Genomic DNA, 21,665 nt, shown 5'->3' with positions numbered 1-21,665 from the left:
AAGCTTATTATTACGTGTCCCATTGATTCCGTATCAGATTCAAGCCATATATAAAGTTCATCCGTTCTTGCAAAACGTATTGATCATTTTGCCAATCCTCATCTTTGCCCCAGTATGGCGTGGCGATAAGAAACAAACAATGCTGCAATGGATGTTTGATATGTTCCTTCTGAAAGATATTTCAACAGAACGGCACCGCCCAAAGAATGCCCGATAAGAATAACTTCACTATGTACGGCAGCTAATTCTTTTTTTAGATGCACTTTCCAAGGCTCATATTCAGGGTTTTCCGAATCAGGCATAATAGGATACAACAGATCGTAATCGGCACCGAGCCCATCTTGTAAGTATGCTGCCAAGTCGCCACTTCCCTGATGAAGACCTTGGACTCCTGCTCCATGGATGAATAGAATTTGCTTTTTCATACGGTTCAACATCTTCGTCCTTTCAAAAATCTGTTAATGACGAATACCTATTCAAAGAATACACTGGGGTATTCAACAACGCCTGAAACATGATCAAGAGTATTTTCACGCAACTCTAATGCCATAAAAACATCTTCTGGTACTTCGAAAGGTGCTTTTATTCCCCATAAAGATGCTTTCTTGAAGCCAAACTTTGGATAATATTCTGGATGCCCCATTACAACAACGGAATGGTATCCCATGTCTTTTGCTTTTTGTAATGCTTCGAGAATTAATAGCCTTCCTATGCCTTTATTCTGGTAATCTGGCAAGACAGAAACAGGAGCAAGTGCAAGTGACTCTGTCATTTGATTATCATTGATAATTTTTATTTTAGAAAAAAGAATATGTCCAACAATTTCTTTATGATCTTGATGAATGGCTACTAAAGATAATGTAGGGATGAATACATCAGATTTTCTGATTCGAGACACCAATTCATGTTCCTTTTTATCACTGAACTCCATATTAGTAAATGCACTCTTTACGACTCTTTCAGTAATTTTATAATCATGGGGTTGTTCTTGCCTAATGGTAATTTTCATATTTTATATCTCCATCCATATAGCTTGAGAAAAAGGACTTCTGAGAACCGGGAGTTCATTTTTCTTCGATTTAAATTTTGGTTAATATTTCTCCTCATAGTCCCTTAATAATCTGGTCACATTTATACGGTAGTATTATTTACAACAAAACCTTGTTAGTAATTTTCTTCTCCTCGAAACCTATTTTCTAAATAGGTTTTCTTTTTTTATCCAAATGACGATTTCATCAAACTAGTGCACACCGCGACCCTTCTTGTACTTCTTATGCTTGGCGCCATCCACGCACACCTGTTCAGAGCCACGCATAATCCGCTAATGGCGATCAATACAATATTGATGTTAGTACTGTCAACATTTCTTCTTGTGGTGCATCTTTAGCGTAAAACATACCTATTGTAGTTTGTCTTTGATTAATGAACCAAAATACTGTATATCCACATCCTGGTCATTAAGGAAACGATCTGAAAGTTGAGCAAGTGCATCGTTGTCTAATGTAAAAAAATCAGACAAAGAGTTTGCAGCTTCAGCAACCGATCGTCTGACCTCTTCGTAAGGGTGAAAGCTTAATAGAAATAGTTTTTCAACAAACCATGTGACAATATTATCACTATCAATCTGGTATGGTAATTTATCCAATGCTCTGATGATATTTTCTATGTCGTCTGTTTTTATTGCCTTTTCCAAATCACTTGTCGTAAAGATATTTAAATCTGATTCATCTACTCCCATTTCTTCTACATAAAGATGATCCAGAAATTCTTTACCATAGCTCGATGAACAACCATCCTTTGCTTTCATTTTTACTATATTTTATCATGTTTCTGATTGAGTGCTGCCCAAAAGTACAATAGGCTGCCTTCGAATGGCAGCCATTAGTTTATTTCTTTTAAATAAATTATCTTCCTATTCAGGTGGTCTGATCTTGATGAACCTTATTATTCTGTCCTTTGGCCTTTACATTTGTAAGGTCCTGACAGCGACCAGCTTTCAATACATAGCTCGGAATCTCATGGCCAACCATTTCTCTGACTCTGTGTGCCGTTGCGATCGCCTTTTGCAAATCGACACCCGTATCCATTCCCATTTCGTGGAGCATATGAACAACGTCTTCCGTAGGGATATTCCCTGCTGCTCCTGGGATGAAGTTACACCCACCCAATCCCCCGAAAGCTCCGTCGAATGTAGTAATACCGGCCTGAATACCGGCAACGATGTTGCTTAAGGCCATATCACGGGTATTATGGCAATGCAGGATCCACTTTACCTGCGGAAACGTCCGGACCATATAGCTCCCGATTTCATAGACCTGCCTCGGATTGGCCATTCCTGCCGCATCGGATAAGGATAATTCCGTAATCCCCAGTTGTAAGAATTCGCGTACAATCTTTTCGATTTGCTGTACCGGAATCTTGCCTTCGAATGCGCATCCCCAAGCGGAAGATAATGCCCCTGAAACGTTGATATTGTGCTTGGCAGCATACTCCATACAAGGGTTGAAATTCTTCATCATTTCCAAGGGAGTTTGATTGAAATTGTTCATACAATGCGACTCGCTGACGGATACCGTCAGCTTGGCCTTCGTCAAGCCAGCAGCATGGGCCCGCTCTAAACCTATAAGATTAGGAATTAAGGCCCGATATTCTACACCATCGACTCTTTTCATGCGCTCAACGACTTTGTCCGTGTCAGCCATTTGGGGAACCGCCCGCGGATGGACGAAAGAACCGATTTCGATCGTTTGGATTCCGGAGTCAACCACCATATCCAGCAGCTCCAGCTTCTCTTCCACACTAAGAATTTTCCTCTCATTTTGCAAGCCATCACGCAAGCCAACCTCACAGATGGTCACTTTATTGGGCCATACCATATTTGCCTTATCCATGCTCGTTATCCTTCTAATTCGGCTTGGTAAAACTCTCCGAATAATTCCTCATCGGAAGGTCGGTCTTCCGGAATCGGACGGGAAACCCACGTCGTATTCATATAATGCTTTAAATGGACGTTTTCTGACGTGATATTGCCTCCCCACGTACCGCAACCCATACTGGACGTCATCGGCATTCCGTTGTTGAAGGCCCCCGCGTTGGCTTTGGATTGAGGCTGACGCACCATAATGCGGCTTACCGGTGCGGCCAGGGCCAGACGGTGAATGTGCTCATCGCTGAAAGAATAAATCCCCACAGAGTGGCCCTTGCCACCCACTTCATAAATCGCGCGCATCATGTCCAGGGCGTTTTCGAACTCTCCCTCATATTTATACACGGCCAACAAAGTCGTTAACTTTTCACCAGAGAAAAGATGCTGCTTTCCGATTTGATCGCCGCGAACGATAATGAACTTGCGATCGGCAGGTATCGCAAAGCCAGCCGCCTCCGCCAGCTTTTGCGGGGCAACCGCTACCGTGTCAGGAAGGCGGTGACCTTCCGCATCCCACATGACGGCACGGAGTTTCGCTTTTTCTTCTTCGTTAGCGAGATAGCCGCCTTCTTGGACTAATTGCTCGATCATAGGTTCAAACACGCTTTCATGAATGATCAGGTTTCCGTCGGCGGAACAGCCGGAACCGAAGTCAGAGGTCTTGCTCAGCATGGTGTTGCGTGCCGCTTCCTCCACATCGGTAGTTTCATCAAAAATCATGGTCGCATTACCTGCCCCTACCCCATAAGCTGGCGTTCCGGAGCTATAGGCGCTCTTTACCATATCCTTGCCTCCGGTAGCCAATACAAGATCGGCTCTTGCCATGAGTTCTTTGGTCATCGGAATATTCACGTTCGTCAAGCATTGAAGAATATCCGCTGGTGCTCCTTCTCTCTCCAAAGCCTCTCTCATCAGGCGGACGGTTTCAAACGTGGTCTTTTTCGAACGTGGGTGTGGAGAAAAGATCACCACATCGCGAGCTTTAATCGCATAGATCGCCGAACCGGCTGGCGTCAGGTCCGGGTTCGTTGTCGGTACGATGGATCCAATGATGCCAACGGGTTTCGCATACTTCACAATCCCCTTTACCGGAATTTCTTCAATGATCCCCACGCTCTTTTGACGCAAGGCATCGCGAAGAACACCACGGATTTTGAATCGCTTATTCATGCGGCTTTCGTAATCGCCCAGTCCGCTTTCCTGAATTCCCATATCCACTAGACGCTCAAAGGTTTTCTTGTTGGAAACGGCCCAAGCCACGGCTTGACATAGGCGATCTACCCGAGCTTGGTCATACGTTTCGATAATCGCCAGTGCTTTTCTTGCCTTTTCAAAAGCTTGATCCAATTCCTGCTGTTGTGCCTCGGTCAATTCGGTCGGTCTCACCTTTACTTCTGCCATGATTTTCCCTCCTAGGTATTAAGCTTCTACCGCTACGTGATGGACTTTTTTATTCGGGGAGTAGATATCCATGATGTTCCAGTGCCCAGCCGTTGGCGTTGGGATGTTCTGCATTTGAACGTCAATGACACATGGCTTGTTGGAAGCGATCGCCTGCTCTAACGCGGTTTTAAATTCGTCCGCGGATTGGATCTTCACCCCTTCAATGCCGTATGCTCTTGCTATCGCGGCATAATCGGGGGAATAAGGTGCTCCATCGCGCTGGAACAGTGTTCCTAAGGTGGTGCCATAGTGCGCTTTTTGCAGCCCGGCAATGGTTCCGAAGGCATAGTTGTTCATAATGACCCAGATGACCGGGATGTTTTCTTCGGCAGCTGTCGCCAGTACGGCTGGGTTTTGACCAAAACCGCCATCTCCTACTAAGGAAATGACCACTCGATTCGGTTGAGCAATCTTGGCTCCTAAGGCTGCTGGCGCTCCGAAGCCCATCGTAGCCAAACCGCCTGGGGTAAGAACGGTACCGGGCTCATACACCGGGAATTGCTGTCCTACTCCATTCTTGTTCCAGCCTACATCCGTCGTAATGAAGGCATCCCTTGGCAAGACGTCACGAACATCCTTCAAGATCCGCTGCGGGGTCATCGGGAAGGCATTGGAGTTGGCGTGTTCTTCGTTGCCTCTCACGAACTGTTCTCGGTTAGCGGCAATTTTTTGCTTCAAGGCTTCGTTTTGTCTTCCGTTTGGAAGAAGCTGTTTGGCTATGCGATTGATGACAATTAAAGCTTGTTTTAGATCGGCAACGACCCCCATTTCCGCTGGATAGTTCCGTCCGATTTCGTTTGGATCGATATCGATATGAATCAGCTTGGTTTTCGGAATATCGAAGGTATATTCCTCTTCCCACGAGCTGGCATCCGCTTCCGCAAAACGCGTACCCAGAGCTAAGATGAGATCGGCATTGCGGGTCGTATCGTTGATGAACTTCGTTCCCCAGAAACCGGTCATGCCCAAAGCAAACGGATGATCTTCGGAAATGGCGCCTTTCCCCATCAAGCTATAAGCCACAGGTATGCTGAGGTGATCGGCTAATTTCTTTAATTCGGCAGCTGCGTCCGCCAGCATAATTCCTCCGCCTACATATATCACAGGATCCTTAGCTGCAAGAAGCTTTTCTACGATCTTCGTTGCCGTTTCATCATCAATGGAAGGCTTATGTAATTTACGGGTATGTTTTTTCACTTTCTCGAATAAAGCTGTATCAATTTCCATCGAGAAGATATCCATCGGCACAGAGACAAGAACCGGTCCCGGTCTTCCGCTTTCCGCCAATTGGAAAGCCTTTTCTAAAATTTGCGGGAAGAGATCCGGACGATCGACGCGCCAAGCACGCTTGACAAACGGGCGGTAAATTTCATATTGCGCAGCATCCGCATGGAGGTTGACTTCTTGGTGCGGATGTTTTCCGTAGTAATGGCTAGGCACATCCCCAGCAATCACGACCATCGGGATGGAATCCAGCGCTGCATTCGCCACACCGGTCGCTGCATTCGTTAATCCCGGTCCTAAGTGACTCAAAACCACAGCGGTTTCTTTTTTCGCTCTCGCATATCCATCGGCGATGTGGGCTGCAATTTGTTCATGTCTGGTGTTCACAAACTTAATGCTGCTGCCCTCCAATGCCGTTAATACCGCAATGTTGGTATGTCCGCAAAGACCGAAGAGATGTTGGACACCTCTATCCTCCAAATAGTTTACTAATTGATGTGAGATTAGATTTTTCATCCTAATCCTCCTCCCAGCCAGAATCTCTTTACGATCAGTTGATGCATTACATATTTAAATAACTTATTATGGTCAGACCAATATTGGGTGATCTATTCTTTCTACTATTATTAGAATCGCTGAGAGGAACCTTCGTATGGAACCCAACTGATCCCCCTCAGCCCTACTGCCTTTATCTATATTTGTCAATTCCTAGGAACTTTTCATAGTCATGGATTTTCAGCATCTGTTCCTGGAAGCTTTCGGTGGATCCCGTTTCCTTCAGCGTCCTCATCAAATCCATCATGGTTTTTGCGTAGTAGAAGGTCGAGGACAGAGGATAAGCCAATAGTTTAAATCCTAGATCCTGGAATTGTTGAATGGTTAGGTTCGGTATTTTGGTGTGTTCAACATAGTTAAACATCAAAGGTGCATCGATTTTTCTGGCGACTTCCTTCATTTCATCAACCGATTCCAGCATTTCAATGAGAATAAGATCTGCCCCAGCATTGGCATAGGCTTTTCCCCGCTCAATCGCTTCGGCTAACCCTTTTGTACCTCTTGCATCGCTTCGGCCAATGATAAGGAAGTTATCATCCTTTCTTGCTCGAACCGCTGCTTGAATCTTATCCACATGTTCATCGATCGAGATGAGCTCGATGCCGCTCATGGCCCCGCATTTTTTCGGGGTGACCTGATCTTCCAGATGAATGGCTGATACCCCGCTGGCCTCATACTCTTGAAGAGTTCGGGTCACATTGTTGCGATTGCCGTATCCCGTATCTGCATCCGCAATCACGGGGATATCGACCGCGGAAACGATTCCCCTTGCTCTAGTAATCATTTCCGTCATCGTGAGCAAGCCAACGTCTGGCTTCCCTATCGCGCTAGCCGAAGCTCCATTTCCTGTCATATAAACAGCATCAAAACCGACGCTTTCGATGACCTTGGCACCTATTGCATCATGGCAGCCAGGTGCAACCACGATGCCTTCTTTTTGCAGCAATTGTTTTAATGGCACTCTTTTACTCATTTCTATCACCCTTTTCTATTAGGTTGGAATCTAGCTCATTACCAATCCGCCGCAAATATTAATAGACTGTCCTGTGACATAGTCCGCTTCGGAAGAGCTTAGATAGGTGACTAAACCTGCAATTTCCTCCAATTCGGCTAATCTGCCTAGCGGAATCAAGTTTGTAATATTTTCAATGGCCTTTCCTTCCGGCTGGTTATAGATTTTGGCGCGGTCACGGTCGATCTGATCCCACATGGCCGTATGCACAACCCCTGGGCAGATGGCATTAACGGTAATTTTAGAAGCGGCAAAGTTGGCTGCTGCGGTTTTCGTGATGCTAAGAACAGCCGCTTTGGAAGCTCCATACACAGAAAGGTCAGGCTTGGTAGGCTGCTTTCCTGCGACGGATGCGAAATTGATGATTTTTCCTCCCCCCGTCACCATCATCTGCTTCGCCGCTTGCTGAACGCAGAAGAATAAAGCTTTGGCATTGATATCCATGACGAAATCCCAGTCACTCTCGGTGATGTCTATCAATTCTTTGGTCAATACCACTCCCGCGGCGTTCACTGCAATATCGATTTGGCCAAAATCCTTCGCGATCGTTTCATATAATGGCGCAATACCTTCGATATTTTTCAAATCGAGCACGTAACCCTTGCTTTCCCTTCCAAGGTCCCTGATTTCGTGTGCCGTTTGTTCAATTTTTTCTTCATTTCGATCGATGACAGCCACATTAGCTCCTTCTTTTGCAAGTCGAAGAGCAATCGCCTTGCCAATCCCCTGTGCTGCTCCGGTTACTAGTGCTGTTTTGCCTGAAAGTTTCATGATCTGCTCCACCTTTGTTTAGTTTTTATTTTGCTGCTTCAATGGCATTAAAGAACTCTTTAACGATTTCTTGATCTAGCTCTTTCGAATGCTTGTCGATCACCGGCTGAATAATCTCTTTTGCTTTGGCAATTTCTTCAGCGCTGAATTCATTGACTTCCATCCCCGCATTCTGAAGGTTAGTAACGGATTGCTGAGCTTGCTCGCGGACCTTCTTCTTTTCGTTTTCGCCGGCTTGGATCGCTGCTTCCTGGATGATCTTTTTCTCTTCATCAGACAATTGATCCCAGAATTTCTTGCTCATTAATAGGGCAATAGGCGAATAGATATGGTTCGTCAGCGATAGGTATTTTTGCACTTCGTTGTACTTATTGTCTTCAATAGCCCCAACCGGGTTTTCTTGTCCATCAATGGCTCCGCTTTCCAATCCAGAGAAAACCTCACTGTATGCCATCGGGGTGGCATTGGCTCCTAAAGCGTTAAATACATCGATATGAATGTTGTTTTGCTGCGTGCGAATTTTCAGACCTTTAAAATCTTCCACTTTGGCAACGGGCTGCACATTGTTGGTTAGGTTCCGGAATCCATACTCCCAATAGGTAAGGCCAATTAGACCTTGCTCCGGCAATTTGTCCAATAGCTTTTGTCCAACAGGACTAGCCAGGACTTTATCCGCGACTTCCGGACTACTGATGGTAAAAGGCAAATCGAAAATTCCGAAGTCTTTCACTGTCCCTACCACTGGTGCCGTTGTCGGAGTGGACATTTCCAGCGTGCCTGCTTTAAGGGCATCGATCATTTGCTTATCATCGCCCAACTGACTGCCAGGGAACGTTTGCACCTTTATTTTTCCGCCGCTTTTTTCCTCTACGATCTGTTTGAATTCAAGCATGGCTTGTCCTACAGGGGAGTTTTCCGTTGCGCCTGAACCGATTTTTATCGTACGCTCACTGATTCCGCTTCCCTCTGCTGCTGGCTGGGAGGGTTGGGAGGATTGAGCCGGTTGTTCGGTTGTTCCCCCGCATGCTGCCAGACCCATAACTAAACTGCTAGCTAATAGAACATTCATCGATTTTTTCATGATCTTTTTCATAATTAAAATCCCCCTCATTTATGTAGTAGATTAATTGGTTACCTGCATTTTCTGCAAAATGGAATCTCGATCAAAGGTATAGCGTTCATGCGGATGATGAGACTTCAGAACCGTTTTTTCCTGAACTTGTCGATTCGCTAGGTATTTCGGATATTCCCCATATGCTAATACATCCACCACCCCCAACGCCGTTTTGGATCGGACTTCCACAGCCGCCTCTTCGGAATACCAAGCGCAGTGCGGGGTCAATACCACTTGATCCATGGAGAGAAAAGGATGGTTGGAACGTATGGGCTCTTCCTCTACCACATCCAGCCCGGCTCCAGCTACAATTCCAGCCTGCAGTGCTTGAATGAATGCCTCTTCATCAATCACCGGGCCACGTGAAGTATTGATAATGGCCACTCCTTTTTTCATGAGTTCAAATTGCTGCTTTCCAATCATCCCCTTGGTGGCCGCCAGAAGGGGGGCATGAACCGAGATGAAGTCTGCCTTTTGACATAATTCATTTAAAGAGACTAAAGAAACATTCCGGCCTTTCGCCACATCCTCAGGAATATAAGGATCGTAAGCGATGACGTTCAGACCTAAAGGAACGACCTTTTCTGCCAGCCTTTGAGCGATATTCCCGAAACCCACCAACCCGAGGGTCAAACCGGTTAGTCGGAAGATCGGCTGCAGGGGCTTGAAATCCCATTTTCCTTGCTTCACATGCTTGTTGGCAAAAGTGATTTTTCTCGCCACATCCATGAGTAAGGCAAGAGCATGGTTGGACACTTCATCGATTCCATAATCGGGGGCATTGGCCACACAAATTCCTTTTTCAGTTGCTGCATCCAAATCAATGGTATTCAATCCGATTCCGTAACGCGTTATGACTTTGCATCGATCTAAGGATTCAATCACCTTTCGCGTGATCGGCGCATATTGATTGACAATCCCATCTGCACCCTGGCAAGCTTCGATGACCTCTTCTTCTGTTCGGCACTGAAACGCTCTCCATTCAATGTCCGGATGATTTAATACTTGCTCTTCATAGCAAAGATTTTCAAATTCCCAATCCGTGATAACGACTTTAAACTTAGCCATCTTTTCTCTCCTTCTCTCCAATTATCGAGTTAAAAGCTCAACAGGCACCGTAATGATTTGCGGGAATAGAATGAGCAGCAACAGAATCAAAAGGTGAACGAGCAAATACGGCCAAACCCCTTTCATGATTCCCGCCATATCGGTTTTCCCTACGCTGCAAGCCACATTCAAAACGGTTCCCACAGGCGGAGTCAACAATCCAATACAGTTATTGATGATGAACAGAATGCCAAAATAGACAGGATCGATGCCAGCTTGCTTGACAATCGGCATTAATACCGGGGTAAGGATTAAAATCGTAGGCGTCAAATCCATCGCTGTTCCGACTAAAAACACTAACGCCATAATCGCAATAAGCAGCAGGGTCTGATTTTCCATCAATGGACTCAGCAAATTCACTAAATCCGCCGGAATGTTGGCCACCGTGATGAGCCAGGCGGATACCATAGCTGCAGCTGCCAAAAACATGACGGTACTCGTGGTTTTCGCCGATGCATACAAGACTTCCAGCAAGGCTGAGTGGGTCAACTCCCGGTAGATGAAAAATCCGACAAACAGCGCATAGAACACAGCAACCACAGCCGCTTCCGTAGGCGTAAACACCCCGCCTCTCATGCCTACAATGATAATGATAGGTAATAAGAGGGCCCAGAAAGCTTGTAAGGTTGTTTTTAAAATCTCCTTCCCTGATTTTCGGGGAAGCACTTCAACGATGGTCTTTCGGCTCATGGTCCACCAGGCAATGGCCAACCCAATTCCCATCAATAAGCCTGGAACAATGCCTCCCATAAATAATTTGGTTATGGATACGTTTGCAGTTACCCCAAAAATAATCATCGGAATGCTAGGAGGGATGACTGGCGCAATAATGCCGCTTCCTGCAATGAGACCGCTGGCAGCATTTCTGTTATATCCCGCTTTGACCATCATGGGAATCAAAATGGCCCCCAACGCTGCCGTATCAGCAACAGCCGAACCGGAAAGCCCTGCAAATAAAACGCTGCCAATAATCGCTACATATCCCAGTCCGCCGCGAAGGTGTCCTACGAGAGCTAAAGCAAAGGCGACGATTCGATTGGAGATCCCGCCCCTATTCATTAATTCTCCAGCAAGGATAAAAAATGGAATGGCCATGAGCGGAAAGTTATCGGCACCCGTGATCAGGTTTTGGGCAATAATCTGCGTATCAAAAACATCGAGATAGAACATCAAAGCGATTCCGCTAAGCAGAAGAGCATACGCAATCGGGATACCGATCGCCATCGCAGCGAGAAGCGAGCCTACAAAAATGGTCAATGTCATTTCATCACCTCCTTCATGACAGGTTCTGCGATCTCCTCCGACTCTTTGGTCATAATTAAAACGTCTGTATCTTTTTTAATCAGGACTTTATACAAATTACAGAAAATGATGATTCCCATACCGATACTGGCTACAATGCCAATGCCATAAAAATAGGAGTACGGCATCCCGGTGGCTGGGGCTAGAGAATCAAAGCTGAAGAGCGTTAGTTTCCAGCTTCCATCCAGCAGCAAGATCAGGCTATAAAGGATTAATAAATTGCTGATCACATAGAGAACCTTTTTGAATTTGGGAGATAGCTTCTTAACCAGCATATCCACTCCCAAATGCTCATTGTCTTTCAAACCAAGAATGGCTCCTAAGAATACCAGCCAAACAAATAAGAACCTTGCCATTTCTTCTGACCACGTGATTCCGGAGTTAAACAAATACCGCAGTACGACATTTCCGAATACGAGGATACACATCAACGCTAGGAGAAGAGAGATAAATAGAATGGATAGTCGGTTGAAGAATTTGATGATTTTCGGCATGACAACGCTCCTCTCTATCTTTTTTCAGCATAAAAATAATAAGAAAGCGGTTTTAATAATACGAAAGGCGTAAGAGACTCACTCCTTTATATCCAACAACTCCTTTCTTCGTATATTATTATGGTCAGACCAATAAGTGTCATCTGAACGCAACCGCTCTCATCTAGTTAATTAATGATGGTCAGACCATTTAAGGAAAATTATAACTTTTATTTGATAGAGCTAGTATATTAAACAATATTTTATTAGTCAATACCTTTTGTTTTTTAAAATAATTTAAATCACTCTTATAAATTTATCTCCTATCTCCTATTTTCTTTTGCCTATCCTGTTTGGTACTATTTATAAAAGTCCTATGCGTGAGGTGATGAAAGGATGAACACCAATAAACATATAAAAGCCATTCCCAGAATGTTTGAGCAGGTTACCCAGCAAATTATCGATCATATAGAAAGCGCTCACTTAGAACCGGGTCAGAAGCTTCCTACGGAAAGACAGCTCAGTGAGTTATTGCAAGTAAGCCGCTCATCCGTAAGGGAGGGCATCAAAGTTTTAGAGCTATTGCGCTACCTTGAGTCCAAGCAAGGAGAAGGAACCTTTGTTTCCAGCCCCCCGCCTTTCTTGATTCCTAGCCGTGTCATCCATAAAAGTCTTTCTTCTGCCGAATTAACCTATTACTTTGAAGTAATGATGATGTGTGCCCAAACCATCGTAACGAACTTTTTTATGTCGGAAGAATTCTTGCCGAATGATAGCTGCGACGACTCGTTCTGGCAAAACTTTGCTCATGCCATCTCCTATATGGGGGAAAAGATTTCGAATCCGTACTTCCTTTCTCTTTGGAATGAATCCTTTTTCCTTTTGATAGCCAATGAATACTTTTCTCGCAAACAACCTCCATTTGATTGGATAGAGTTTAGCGACGCTATTTATAAAAAGGATTTACAAAAAGCCATATCCTTGTTACAGTTATTAGATAAAGAGGTATAATATTTTCGTGTGTGAATTTTCATACTATATATTGGTCTGACCATATGAAATTCATTCAACACTCTAGATCCTATTCCGGTAGTGTATGATGCTTATTATCGTCACATCACCCTATTTTTTGGTCCGGCCATCCTAATATGTAAAGGAGTTGCTTGCATGGCCCTCAAGCCAATCAAGAAGAAACGATTATTCGAAGAAATTATTTTTGCCATTGAACAATATATACTTGAAGAAAAAATTCAGCCAGGAGAAAAGCTTCCATCTGAGAATGAGTTGTCTTCCATTTTCAATGTAAGCAAAACAGCTGTCAGAGAAGCCATGAGTGTCTTGCATGCGAATGGAATTATTGAAACCCGACCGGGATCAGGCATTTATTTAAAGGATATCCATGGCGATTCCATTATCCTTCGCGTTACCTCAAACTTAATGGAAAAGAGAGAATTGAGCGAAGTCCTTGAATTCCGGCGCGGTTTGGAAGTAGAAGCAGCTGGACTGGCGGCTGTAAAGGGGTCGAAAAAGGATCTTTTAAAGATCAAGGAATGTAACGAGAATTTATTGAAAGCGGTACAAAATGGCTTAACCGGATTAGATGAAGATTATTTATTCCATCACTCTATTATTCTAGCATCCCAAAACTCCATCTATACAGATGTATACCAAGCCGTTGCAGCTAAAGTCAAAGAAGGGATGCGTATCAGTAAAATGCATTCCATGAAAGAACCCAATCGTTTTTTGCAAGCCTATGATGAGCACAAGGCCATTGTCGATGCCATTCTTCAAAAAGATCCGGAAACGGCTGCCAGAGAGATGAGACAACACTTGCTCGGGAACGAAAGAAAGATCTGGGAGATATTCGAATCCAATAAAAAATCATGATGATGATTACAAGGGAAACCGAGCTACAAAGGTTTCCCAAATTATTTCAAGGTTAAAGGAAAAGGAAAAAAACTTCTAGAGAAGAAAGCTCTTGAGTGGGCTCTACAAATTCTGACCGCGGTTCAGGTTTACATATATGATAGTCCAGTAATTAAAAGTAGATGGAAATCCTCCCATTAAACCTTCATTTTCTTCTTTTTTATTGCATTTAAAGGGAATTTCGCCCACTATTGACTGTGAATGAACCAAAATGCTGCGAAAAAAATGATGCAGATGGAGATTTTCCCGCTAATTCACCTCCGTCTGCCAAACAGCTCGCTTTCCAGCAAATTCTCCGGAATGGCTCCGCAATTGACGGTGATTATCGGATAGGCCGACCGTGAACGGCATTCAGTAGCAGGTTGATCATGATTTGTTGGAGCAAATGATAATCGATCATCATCGGAGCGTTCTCTAACTGCTTGGTGATTTGAACCGCTTTTTTCCGCAAATTATGCTCGACCAGCAGCAAGGATTGCTCCAGCACTTCAGGCAGATTCCATTCCCGCTCCTCACGGATGGATGGCTTTCCAAACAGGAGAAGATGCTCCACCAGGCGGTTCATCCGGTCTGTCTCCTTAATGATAATCTCCAGATAATCCCTGTTGGGCTCATCCGGATCCAGACCTTGCTCCATGATTTGGCTGAATGCTTTGATGGAGGTTAACGGGTTGCGTATTTCATGCGCCATGCCTGCCGCGAGCTCTCCCAATGCCAGAAGCTGATCGGTCCGCCGAATCTGTTCTTCCCACTTGATTCTTTCTCTCAGATCCCGAAATACGACCGCAGCTCCCATTAAATGGCCGCCAGGTCCTTCAAGCAGGGCTGTACTGCAGTTGACCGGAATCTTTTCCCCGCTTTTCGATGGAAAATGAAAATCAACGGAAGCATAAACCTGTCCGGTGTGCAGCGTTTGAAGCAGAGCGCTTTTCCTGCGATCCTCCTCAGAAAATAGGGAACCATAAACGCTTCCAATCATTTCTTCCCTGCTATATCCGGTGATTCTCACAGCGGCGTCATTCCATTCGGTTACTTTCCCCTCATTGTCCACGGTAATAATTCCATCGCTGACGCTAGAAACGATCACTTCGGTATGCCCTTTCAATTCTAGCAGCCTATCGATTAGCCGGTTCACCGCAATGGGAATTCTCCCCAGTTCCCCTTCGACCATCGGCAGCCTGTAAGCCACATTTTTCTCCATTTTCTTAATGGAAGCGATCATTTGATCCAGCCTCCCTCCGATCCTATTGGAGATCAGAATAGCGGCCAGCATTCCGATGAAGGCTCCAAGCACCAGGATCCAAAGAATATTTTTCCTCATCTTATTCAATTGAAGCTGCACATCGCTCGTCAGTTCATCGGCCCATACATAACCGATCACCTCATGGCCTCTGAGGAGCGGAACCATGGCATTCATAATATCGCCTCTGACCTGGCTTCCGGTATAGACCTGAGGAACCCCTTCCTTCATCACCTGGCGGCCAGGATGATGCTCACTGATAGAGACCCCAATCTTATCCCAATACTGATTGCTTGGTCCATAGGTCACTACCGCATCCCATTCCTTCGAATAGTAGCCCACCCCAACCCCCGGATTGCCCTGGGCCACGCGATCCGTCAACGGTTGAAGCTTATGATTCAATGCCTGGATGGCTGCCTCACGATCCATTCCGGCACCTTCGCGCATAAGATGGCGAAAGCTCCCCTCCACATGCCGGTCAAGTTCCCCGGCAATGGCATAGAGCCTTGCTTCCTTCTCCCTCAACAAAGAATCTTCGGCCTGCTTCATCATGAAATATCCCGTTGTCAGGATCGGAATGGCTATGGCCGCTATCATCACCGCCATGAGCTTGAGGCGGATCGTAACAAGTGAACTCTTCATCTTTCCTCCCGCAACCTGTGATTTCTGTGTTGTATGTCTAGTATTTTAACACGAAGGAAGGAAGTGGTGATCCCCCTATAAGGTCAAGTTTAGCTGTTCGAGAGATGATCGAGAGATTAACCCTCTATTTCGAGAGATTTTACTTCAAATTCGAGAGATTATGGCGTTGGAGGACTCAACCATGCTGTCTTTCTATTAATATCTGGGTTTATAAACCTCGAAACCTATTTTCTAAGTATGTTTTCTTTTTTTTGTCCAAATGACGATTTCAATTTGGGTTAATGTTACGTTTACACTCCGCTCAAAATAGAGTACCTATTATGGAACCTGGAGGGAGAGAAAAATATGTCACCTAACAATGCTGTAAAAGCATGGATCAATCGTGATGCATTGAGTAAACCAAAAGCCATCCCTCGGATAATTACTACTATTCCGATGGATACTACGGGCATAGCAGATATCAAGTGAATCAATCGACCAATCGAATTTATGCTTTTAGAAGCGGTCAGAACGCCGAATTTATTGTTATCATAAACGGTCATAATAATAGGGCTATAAAGCTTGTTAGGGTCGGTACCTACTTTAACGAAGCTGGAATTGCCGTAAATCCGCGGACCAACCGCATTTATGTCACCAACAATCTGGGCGGCTCAGTAGTCGTTTTAAATGGAAAAACCAATCGGGTGGAGTCAACTATTAAGGCAGGCAGAAGACCATGGGGGATAGCGGTTAATACAAGAACCAACCGATTATACGTTCTAAATCTAGTCGATCAAACCGTTTCCGTGATAGACGGAAAAACAAATCGGGTCGTAAAGACGATTAAGGTTGGGAAATCTCCCTATCACGATCTATCCGTTAATGAGAGGACAAATCGCATTTATGTATCCAATACTGATGATGGCACAATCTCAGTCATTAATGGTTTTACAAATGCTGTTATGGCGACGATAAAAGTTGGAAGGCTCCCTGGACTTCCTGTCATTAATCCAAACACCAATAAAGTGTATGTAACTAGCGTAGGTCAAGTTTCTGTCATTGATGGACGAACGAATAAAGTGATCCGCAGGATTCAACTTGGCTTGTATCCGGATCAGCTGGTAATTGATTCGACCAAAAACCTCATTTACGTATCGCGTGATCCAGGTTTAAGCGGCAGTGATAAGATATTTGTTATTGATGGTAAGACAGACCGCATCATTTCCTCTAGAGTAGTGCCCATTTTTGATTATCTTCTCATCAATCCTGCAACTAATCATTTTTTATAACCGACATCAATAATAGTAAAATATACGTCTATCATTCTCGGTCCTTGAAAAAGATCTCAACCCTTTCTGTCGGAAGACTACCGTTTGAACTGACCCTTAATCAAAGAACCAATCGTATTTATACCAATAACGACCGATCCATTTCTGTGATTCAAGACCAATAGCATGATTCTTCAATGGAATACTCTGAAAAACAACAAAGTCAAAACGGCAGCGATTGAATAAAATGAATAAAATCTCCCTCATGAACCAATCCTAAAAAATTAGGAGGTGAATGTATGGCTGAAATCAAGATTAACGATAACGGCTCTCTAAGGGTTACTGGCGACTTCACCCTGTTAGATGGCGAAGGAAAGCCCATGGAAACCAGTAATTCCATTTCTCTTTGTCGATGTGGTCTGTCCAATAAAAAACCTTTCTGTGATGGAACCCATAAAGGAAAATTCGAAAGCGTTGTAAGAGCCTAAGGCACCATAACCATATGGCTAGTCAACACCTCCAAGGAGGTGTTTTTTATTACTTTCGAACATCTATGCCATTTTCCTCGCTTGGACTTCAACCACCGTTACTGGTAGGCAAGAAAGGCCTTGACGGACGCACGGTCAGACCCCTACACGAGGGGGTATCCCCGAGGCGGGCAGATTCCGAACGTTGTACTGGTTCGATGTAGAGGTAGAAGAACCATTTAAAGGAATAAGAAAATCGTGTATATCAATAATTAAGAAGGATACTTTTTTTGGAAGGAGCAGAGCAGGTTTACGAAAAAATTATTGTTGATGGGATTTATTTTGTTATTACCGCTAAACATGCTGGCTGGTTCAATCAGTGCCTACGCTAAAACACAGGAACAATGCATTAGCCAATCAGAAGTAAAGTTCGCAAATGAATTCAGGAGACTTTGGATTGATCATGTATTGTGGACAAGCAATTATATTACAAGTGCAACAACAGCAGGAGCGGAGGATCAAAAGGATGTACTGTCAAGGCTGCTGAAAAATCAGGAGGATATTGGTAATGCTGTGAAGCCGGTATATGGAGAAGAAGCTTGGAACAAACTTACGGATTTGCTTAAGGAACTTATTGTTATTGCCGGCAAGATTGTAGATGCGGCTAAAAATGGAAAGAAAGCCCTGGTGGATCAGCTAATCAAAGAGTGGTATAGAAATGCTGATGACATAGCGGCGTTCCTTAGCGGTGCCAATCCTTATCTGAAAAAAGAAGATCTAAAAAAATTGCTGTTTATGCATCTGGAATTGGTGACAAATGACTTATCTGCAAGCTTAGCAAAAGATTGGGATGCAAGAATCGCTTCGATTGATGAAGGGGTCACACATATAATCCTAATGGCAGATGCTATCTCTGTGGGAGTTGTGAAACAATTTCCGGAGAAGTTTAAAAAATAATCTTAAGAATCTCCAGCATTCTGCTGGAGATTTTTTTACAATTCCCTTTGGCAAAAGAATTTTCCCATGTTCATACAACGAATTCAAGCAATACCTATTCTTTTATCCTAAACTAGATTAGCCTTTTGCGATATTAAACTAAAGATCCTCGTTACTTCAATAAGACGTCTAATATACTCCATCCAGAAAAATCTCTTGTTAACCCAAAACTAATTTATAATGGGTTTTTCCACCTTTCCCTCCATTTGTGATGTATATAAAAATGAAGAACAAAATCCACTCAGTTAAATACGACCATCCCATATTCCACCATGAACCATATTTGATGTTATGGTTATTCAGTAATCCTATAGCTCCAGCATCTTCTACTTGAAGGACAATGTGCCCGAAGAGGTCAAACTCTGGTATTGGTGTATTAAAAAGTGAGATAGGAACCCTAAGAGGCGTCCCCCTGCTCGTGGAAATACGACCAACTGTAGCGCTTGACCTTCAAGCGGATTTACGTTGCCGTAATCTTAACATGAACCAATGCCTTGCAGTGATTTCCTTATGGTCCTCAAAACCTCCGAGCCTGTTTATTGTGAAATTGGATGTTTCTCATTCGAAAGGTTCATCCAGAATGTTATAGGTTTAAGCATCATATAAAACCTCCTTTGGTGCTGTACCAAAGGAGGTTTTTGGTTTTCCAAAAAGGTTAAAGCCTGATCATAGTATCGTAATAAATTCGTTGTATAGTGATTTACATCACTAAGAGAACCATTTCTTGCGTTTTCCAGTTCCGATGACCAGGTCAAGAGGACCGGTTCTGCGGAAACTTCCAATCCAAATGAGGTAAACACAATGAAATCACGTATCATACAACTGAGTATTCTCCGTGCTTTTGCCGCCCTTTCCATTATCACGATCCATGTCACTTCCGGCCAGGTATTAACCAACGGCTTTGCTTTTATGCTCAACCAGTCGTTTCGTTTTGGCTCCCCGATCTTTGTTATGATTTCTGGGTTTATTCTATACTATATAGAAAACAGAAAGCCGTCGCCGAATTATTTCTATTTCTTCAAGTGCCGCTTTAGCAAAGTTGCCGTCCCCTATGTTCTGTGGACCTTCATCTACTCGGTCTTTGTTTATCGCCATGATTGGCAAGCGAATGGGTCGCTGTCCACTTTCATCGAGGTCACCCAAAACACTTGGCTGCACTTGCTGACCGGAACCGGCTACGTCCATCTTTACTTTGTGTTGATTATGATTCAATTGTATGCTGTGTTTCCTTTCTTTTTTCGATGGATCACCAGGTATCCGAAGAGACTGCTGATCGGCTCGTTTTTCATTCAGGGTGCAGCGATCCATGCCATTTATTTTCACCAGATAGGATGGTTCACGCTTCCTTCGATCAAAATTGCCTATACGACACTAGCCCTTAATTGGATTTTTTACTTTGTGTTTGGTTTATATGCTGCGCAAAACTATCAAAAGATGATAGACATGAAAAAAAAGAAGGGGATGATCCTCTGCTTCACCCTCCTATGGATCGGAGCTTTGGCCCTCCATCTTGTTGACGGCTATGTGACCCAAACCTATGCCCATTCTGTCAAACCAAGTACGATGTTTTATTCCATGGCCAGCTTCCTTCTTTTCTTCACTTTGCTCCATGTCCTTGATTGGGAGCGGCGGGCCCGATGGGGTATGGCAATCACGCGTGGCATCGAACAAATCGCAGGCCAATCCTTCCTGTTTTATCTTCTGCATCCTTTGTGCTTACGTATTCTTGTCTTTTTCGACCAGAAAATCAACCCGGCTTCCCTTTGGTCAGGAACGGCCGGAATCCTCTATCTCTGGACGGCCACACTGCTGTCTGCCTCACTCGGGATCTATTTGATCAATCGGTTGCCGAAAGCGAGTTGGCTGGGAGGAACAAAACCTAGCAATAACCCTCAGGAATCATTGGCTTCTACCACGGCTGAACCACGGCGTGCTTAAATATCCCCGACCATTGGCCAGCCGTTCAGTTGCCCCAAAAAACCCACCATGGCGTTTCATGGTGGGCTTAGTGTTATATGGAAATTAAAAATATGACATCGAGACGCGAAGTAGCTTAAACAAGTACATATTTAATAAAAAAGACAACCAGAGAGCGAAACGGCTTCCGCTTGGTGCAAGCAGGCTATCATAGCCGATTTTTCTGCACAATTACACATTTATATTCTCAATCGAAATAATAAAAGAAGGGCTAGTCCCAACTGTTATGTCGTTGAAGAAGCCCTTCTTTTTTGTTTGTCTTATTCAACAGTCGATCTCCGTTTAGAAATAAGCAATCTGCAATTTCTATGGTAAAAATAAAATCCCAACCAATCATCATTCGGGTTGGGATTTTATTTTATGTTATTAAACTAGGGTCTTCTTTCTAAAGCAAGCTTAATTCCAAAAGTCACGAGAACAAACCCTGAGATTCCTTGAATGGCTCGTTGTGTAGATGGTTTTTTCATCCATGCACTGATGTAATCAATTAAATACACATATAGCAGAAACCAAATAATGGTTAAAATAGTATAAGTGAATCCCATGACGAGAAATTGCAAAAATGGTTCACTGCTTGAGGTCAAAAATTGTGGAAGAAAAGTAAGGAAGAAAACAGCTACTTTTGGATTAAGCAGGTTCGTTAAAAAACCTTGGCGAAATGGAGATTTATTCCTATATTTTATTTGATTGTCGCCACTTGTTGAATCTGAATTCTTCTTCATAGACCATATTGACGTTACACCAAGATAAATGAGATAGATTGCACCAACATATTTAAAAATAGAAAACAACAATGCCGATTTAACGATTACGGCAGAAAGACCGAAAACCACTGCTAAGGTATGGAAGATAAGCCCTGTAGTAATACCTAAAACCGTTTCAATTCCACCTTTTCTTCCGTAAGCAATGGTGTTTTGCGTGGCTAAACCAGTATCGGGACCCGGAAGAATAATAAGCAAGATTGACATGACGACAAACAGATAAAAATTTTGCATACCAACCTCCAAATGAAAAATTTATTTCTTACCATACCATATTTGGGTGACAAGTAAAATACTTTACTGAAGAATTCTGCCCTTCCCGCAGCAACAAAGCAAGGGACGAATGCTGATGCGTCCCCGTGCTATCGAATCCCGTTAAAAAAAGCGATTTCACTTTAATCTAATTTTTTCCTTCATAAAAAAGTTTCCCATGGTAAAATATTTTTTAGACAGGCAACTTAAAGGTTAATAGGCATATAATT

General features: G+C 43.8%; 21 protein-coding genes and 1 pseudogene. 7 read left to right on the top strand and 15 right to left on the bottom strand.

Features of this window, described 5'->3' with window-relative positions; genetic code table 11:
* Window positions 1-98 precede the first annotated feature (98 nt).
* The 12 genes from ABLT31_RS36380 to ABLT31_RS36325 form a co-directional block, all read right to left on the bottom strand.
* Complete coding sequence (locus ABLT31_RS36380) at window positions 99-437, bottom strand: alpha/beta hydrolase (protein ID WP_367760605.1); 339 nt, start codon at window positions 435-437, stop codon at window positions 99-101.
* A 35-nt stretch (window positions 438-472) separates the two neighbouring features.
* Window positions 473-1,009: a GNAT family N-acetyltransferase gene (locus ABLT31_RS36375; protein WP_367760604.1), complete on the bottom strand. Its 537-nt coding sequence runs from the start codon at window positions 1,007-1,009 to the stop codon at window positions 473-475.
* A 390-nt stretch (window positions 1,010-1,399) separates the two neighbouring features.
* A complete protein-coding gene (locus tag ABLT31_RS36370) occupies window positions 1,400-1,807 on the bottom strand; it encodes a hypothetical protein (protein ID WP_367760603.1) in 408 nt (135 codons plus the stop codon).
* Between the two features lie 109 nt (window positions 1,808-1,916).
* Window positions 1,917-2,891 carry a hydroxymethylglutaryl-CoA lyase gene (locus ABLT31_RS36365; protein WP_367760602.1) on the bottom strand — a complete coding sequence of 325 codons (975 nt, stop codon included), beginning with the start codon at window positions 2,889-2,891 and terminating at the stop codon, window positions 1,917-1,919.
* Window positions 2,892-2,896: 5 nt separating this feature from the next.
* Window positions 2,897-4,327, bottom strand: coding sequence for an aldehyde dehydrogenase family protein (locus ABLT31_RS36360; protein WP_367760601.1), 1,431 nt, complete (start codon window positions 4,325-4,327; stop codon window positions 2,897-2,899).
* Between the two features lie 18 nt (window positions 4,328-4,345).
* On the bottom strand, window positions 4,346-6,109 hold the full coding sequence (locus tag ABLT31_RS36355; RefSeq protein WP_367760600.1) for a thiamine pyrophosphate-binding protein: 1,764 nt from the start codon (window positions 6,107-6,109) through the stop codon (window positions 4,346-4,348).
* A 172-nt stretch (window positions 6,110-6,281) separates the two neighbouring features.
* Window positions 6,282-7,121: an isocitrate lyase/PEP mutase family protein gene (locus tag ABLT31_RS36350; RefSeq protein WP_367760599.1), complete on the bottom strand. Its 840-nt coding sequence runs from the start codon at window positions 7,119-7,121 to the stop codon at window positions 6,282-6,284.
* A 30-nt stretch (window positions 7,122-7,151) separates the two neighbouring features.
* Window positions 7,152-7,931: an SDR family NAD(P)-dependent oxidoreductase gene (locus ABLT31_RS36345; protein WP_367760598.1), complete on the bottom strand. Its 780-nt coding sequence runs from the start codon at window positions 7,929-7,931 to the stop codon at window positions 7,152-7,154.
* 25 nt (window positions 7,932-7,956) lie between these two features.
* Complete coding sequence (locus tag ABLT31_RS36340; RefSeq protein WP_367760597.1) at window positions 7,957-9,024, bottom strand: DctP family TRAP transporter solute-binding subunit; 1,068 nt, start codon at window positions 9,022-9,024, stop codon at window positions 7,957-7,959.
* A 30-nt stretch (window positions 9,025-9,054) separates the two neighbouring features.
* The gene (locus ABLT31_RS36335; RefSeq protein WP_367760596.1) at window positions 9,055-10,113 is read right to left on the bottom strand and encodes a C-terminal binding protein; all 1,059 of its coding nucleotides are present in this window, start codon (window positions 10,111-10,113) and stop codon (window positions 9,055-9,057) included.
* 21 nt (window positions 10,114-10,134) lie between these two features.
* Window positions 10,135-11,415 (bottom strand): TRAP transporter large permease, encoded by a 1,281-nt coding sequence (locus ABLT31_RS36330; RefSeq protein ID WP_367760595.1) that lies wholly within the window; start codon window positions 11,413-11,415, stop codon window positions 10,135-10,137.
* Window positions 11,412-11,948 (bottom strand): TRAP transporter small permease, encoded by a 537-nt coding sequence (locus ABLT31_RS36325; RefSeq protein ID WP_367760594.1) that lies wholly within the window; start codon window positions 11,946-11,948, stop codon window positions 11,412-11,414. Before ABLT31_RS36325 ends, ABLT31_RS36330 begins: the two co-directional genes overlap by 4 nt.
* Before the next feature lie 375 nt (window positions 11,949-12,323).
* Here ABLT31_RS36325 and ABLT31_RS36320 point away from each other — a divergent pair, with 375 nt between their 5' ends.
* Together ABLT31_RS36320 and ABLT31_RS36315 are read left to right on the top strand one after the other, a co-directional pair.
* Complete coding sequence (locus ABLT31_RS36320) at window positions 12,324-12,938, top strand: FadR/GntR family transcriptional regulator (RefSeq protein WP_367760593.1); 615 nt, start codon at window positions 12,324-12,326, stop codon at window positions 12,936-12,938.
* 156 nt (window positions 12,939-13,094) lie between these two features.
* The gene (locus tag ABLT31_RS36315) at window positions 13,095-13,814 is read left to right on the top strand and encodes a FadR/GntR family transcriptional regulator (protein WP_367760592.1); all 720 of its coding nucleotides are present in this window, start codon (window positions 13,095-13,097) and stop codon (window positions 13,812-13,814) included.
* Between the two features lie 305 nt (window positions 13,815-14,119).
* Here the strand turns inward: ABLT31_RS36315 and ABLT31_RS36310 are convergent.
* Together ABLT31_RS36310 and ABLT31_RS36305 are read right to left on the bottom strand one after the other, a co-directional pair.
* Window positions 14,120-14,197: pseudogene (locus tag ABLT31_RS36310) on the bottom strand (sigma 54-interacting transcriptional regulator); the annotation flags it as partial.
* On the bottom strand, window positions 14,176-15,024 hold the full coding sequence (locus ABLT31_RS36305; RefSeq protein ID WP_367760606.1) for a PAS domain S-box protein: 849 nt from the start codon (window positions 15,022-15,024) through the stop codon (window positions 14,176-14,178). The gene ABLT31_RS36305 and the pseudogene ABLT31_RS36310, both read right to left, overlap by 22 nt.
* A 1,056-nt stretch (window positions 15,025-16,080) precedes the next feature.
* Here ABLT31_RS36305 and ABLT31_RS36300 point away from each other — a divergent pair.
* The 5 genes from ABLT31_RS36300 to ABLT31_RS36280 all read left to right on the top strand — a co-directional run bounded on the left by ABLT31_RS36300 (window position 16,081) and on the right by ABLT31_RS36280 (window position 20,383).
* The gene (locus ABLT31_RS36300) at window positions 16,081-16,203 is read left to right on the top strand and encodes a hypothetical protein (RefSeq protein WP_367760591.1); all 123 of its coding nucleotides are present in this window, start codon (window positions 16,081-16,083) and stop codon (window positions 16,201-16,203) included.
* Window positions 16,200-17,003, top strand: coding sequence for a YncE family protein (locus ABLT31_RS36295; protein ID WP_367760589.1), 804 nt, complete (start codon window positions 16,200-16,202; stop codon window positions 17,001-17,003). The genes ABLT31_RS36300 and ABLT31_RS36295 overlap by 4 nt, the downstream gene beginning before the upstream one ends.
* Before the next feature lie 278 nt (window positions 17,004-17,281).
* Window positions 17,282-17,470, top strand: coding sequence for a CDGSH iron-sulfur domain-containing protein (locus ABLT31_RS36290; RefSeq protein ID WP_367760588.1), 189 nt, complete (start codon window positions 17,282-17,284; stop codon window positions 17,468-17,470).
* Between the two features lie 309 nt (window positions 17,471-17,779).
* Entirely contained in the window at window positions 17,780-18,406 is a 627-nt protein-coding gene (locus ABLT31_RS36285) for a glycosyltransferase (RefSeq protein ID WP_367760587.1), read from the top strand.
* Window positions 18,407-19,246: 840 nt separating this feature from the next.
* The gene (locus tag ABLT31_RS36280; RefSeq protein WP_367760585.1) at window positions 19,247-20,383 is read left to right on the top strand and encodes an acyltransferase; all 1,137 of its coding nucleotides are present in this window, start codon (window positions 19,247-19,249) and stop codon (window positions 20,381-20,383) included.
* Between the two features lie 410 nt (window positions 20,384-20,793).
* Here ABLT31_RS36280 and ABLT31_RS36275 read toward each other — a convergent pair whose 3' ends face one another.
* Entirely contained in the window at window positions 20,794-21,417 is a 624-nt protein-coding gene (locus tag ABLT31_RS36275) for a LysE family translocator (RefSeq protein ID WP_367760583.1), read from the bottom strand.
* Window positions 21,418-21,665: the final 248 nt, after the last annotated feature.

This window comes from Ammoniphilus soli (assembly GCF_040813775.1).
The sequence above is the reverse complement of the archived record's forward strand: the minus strand, read 5'-3'. Positions and strand labels throughout refer to the sequence as shown.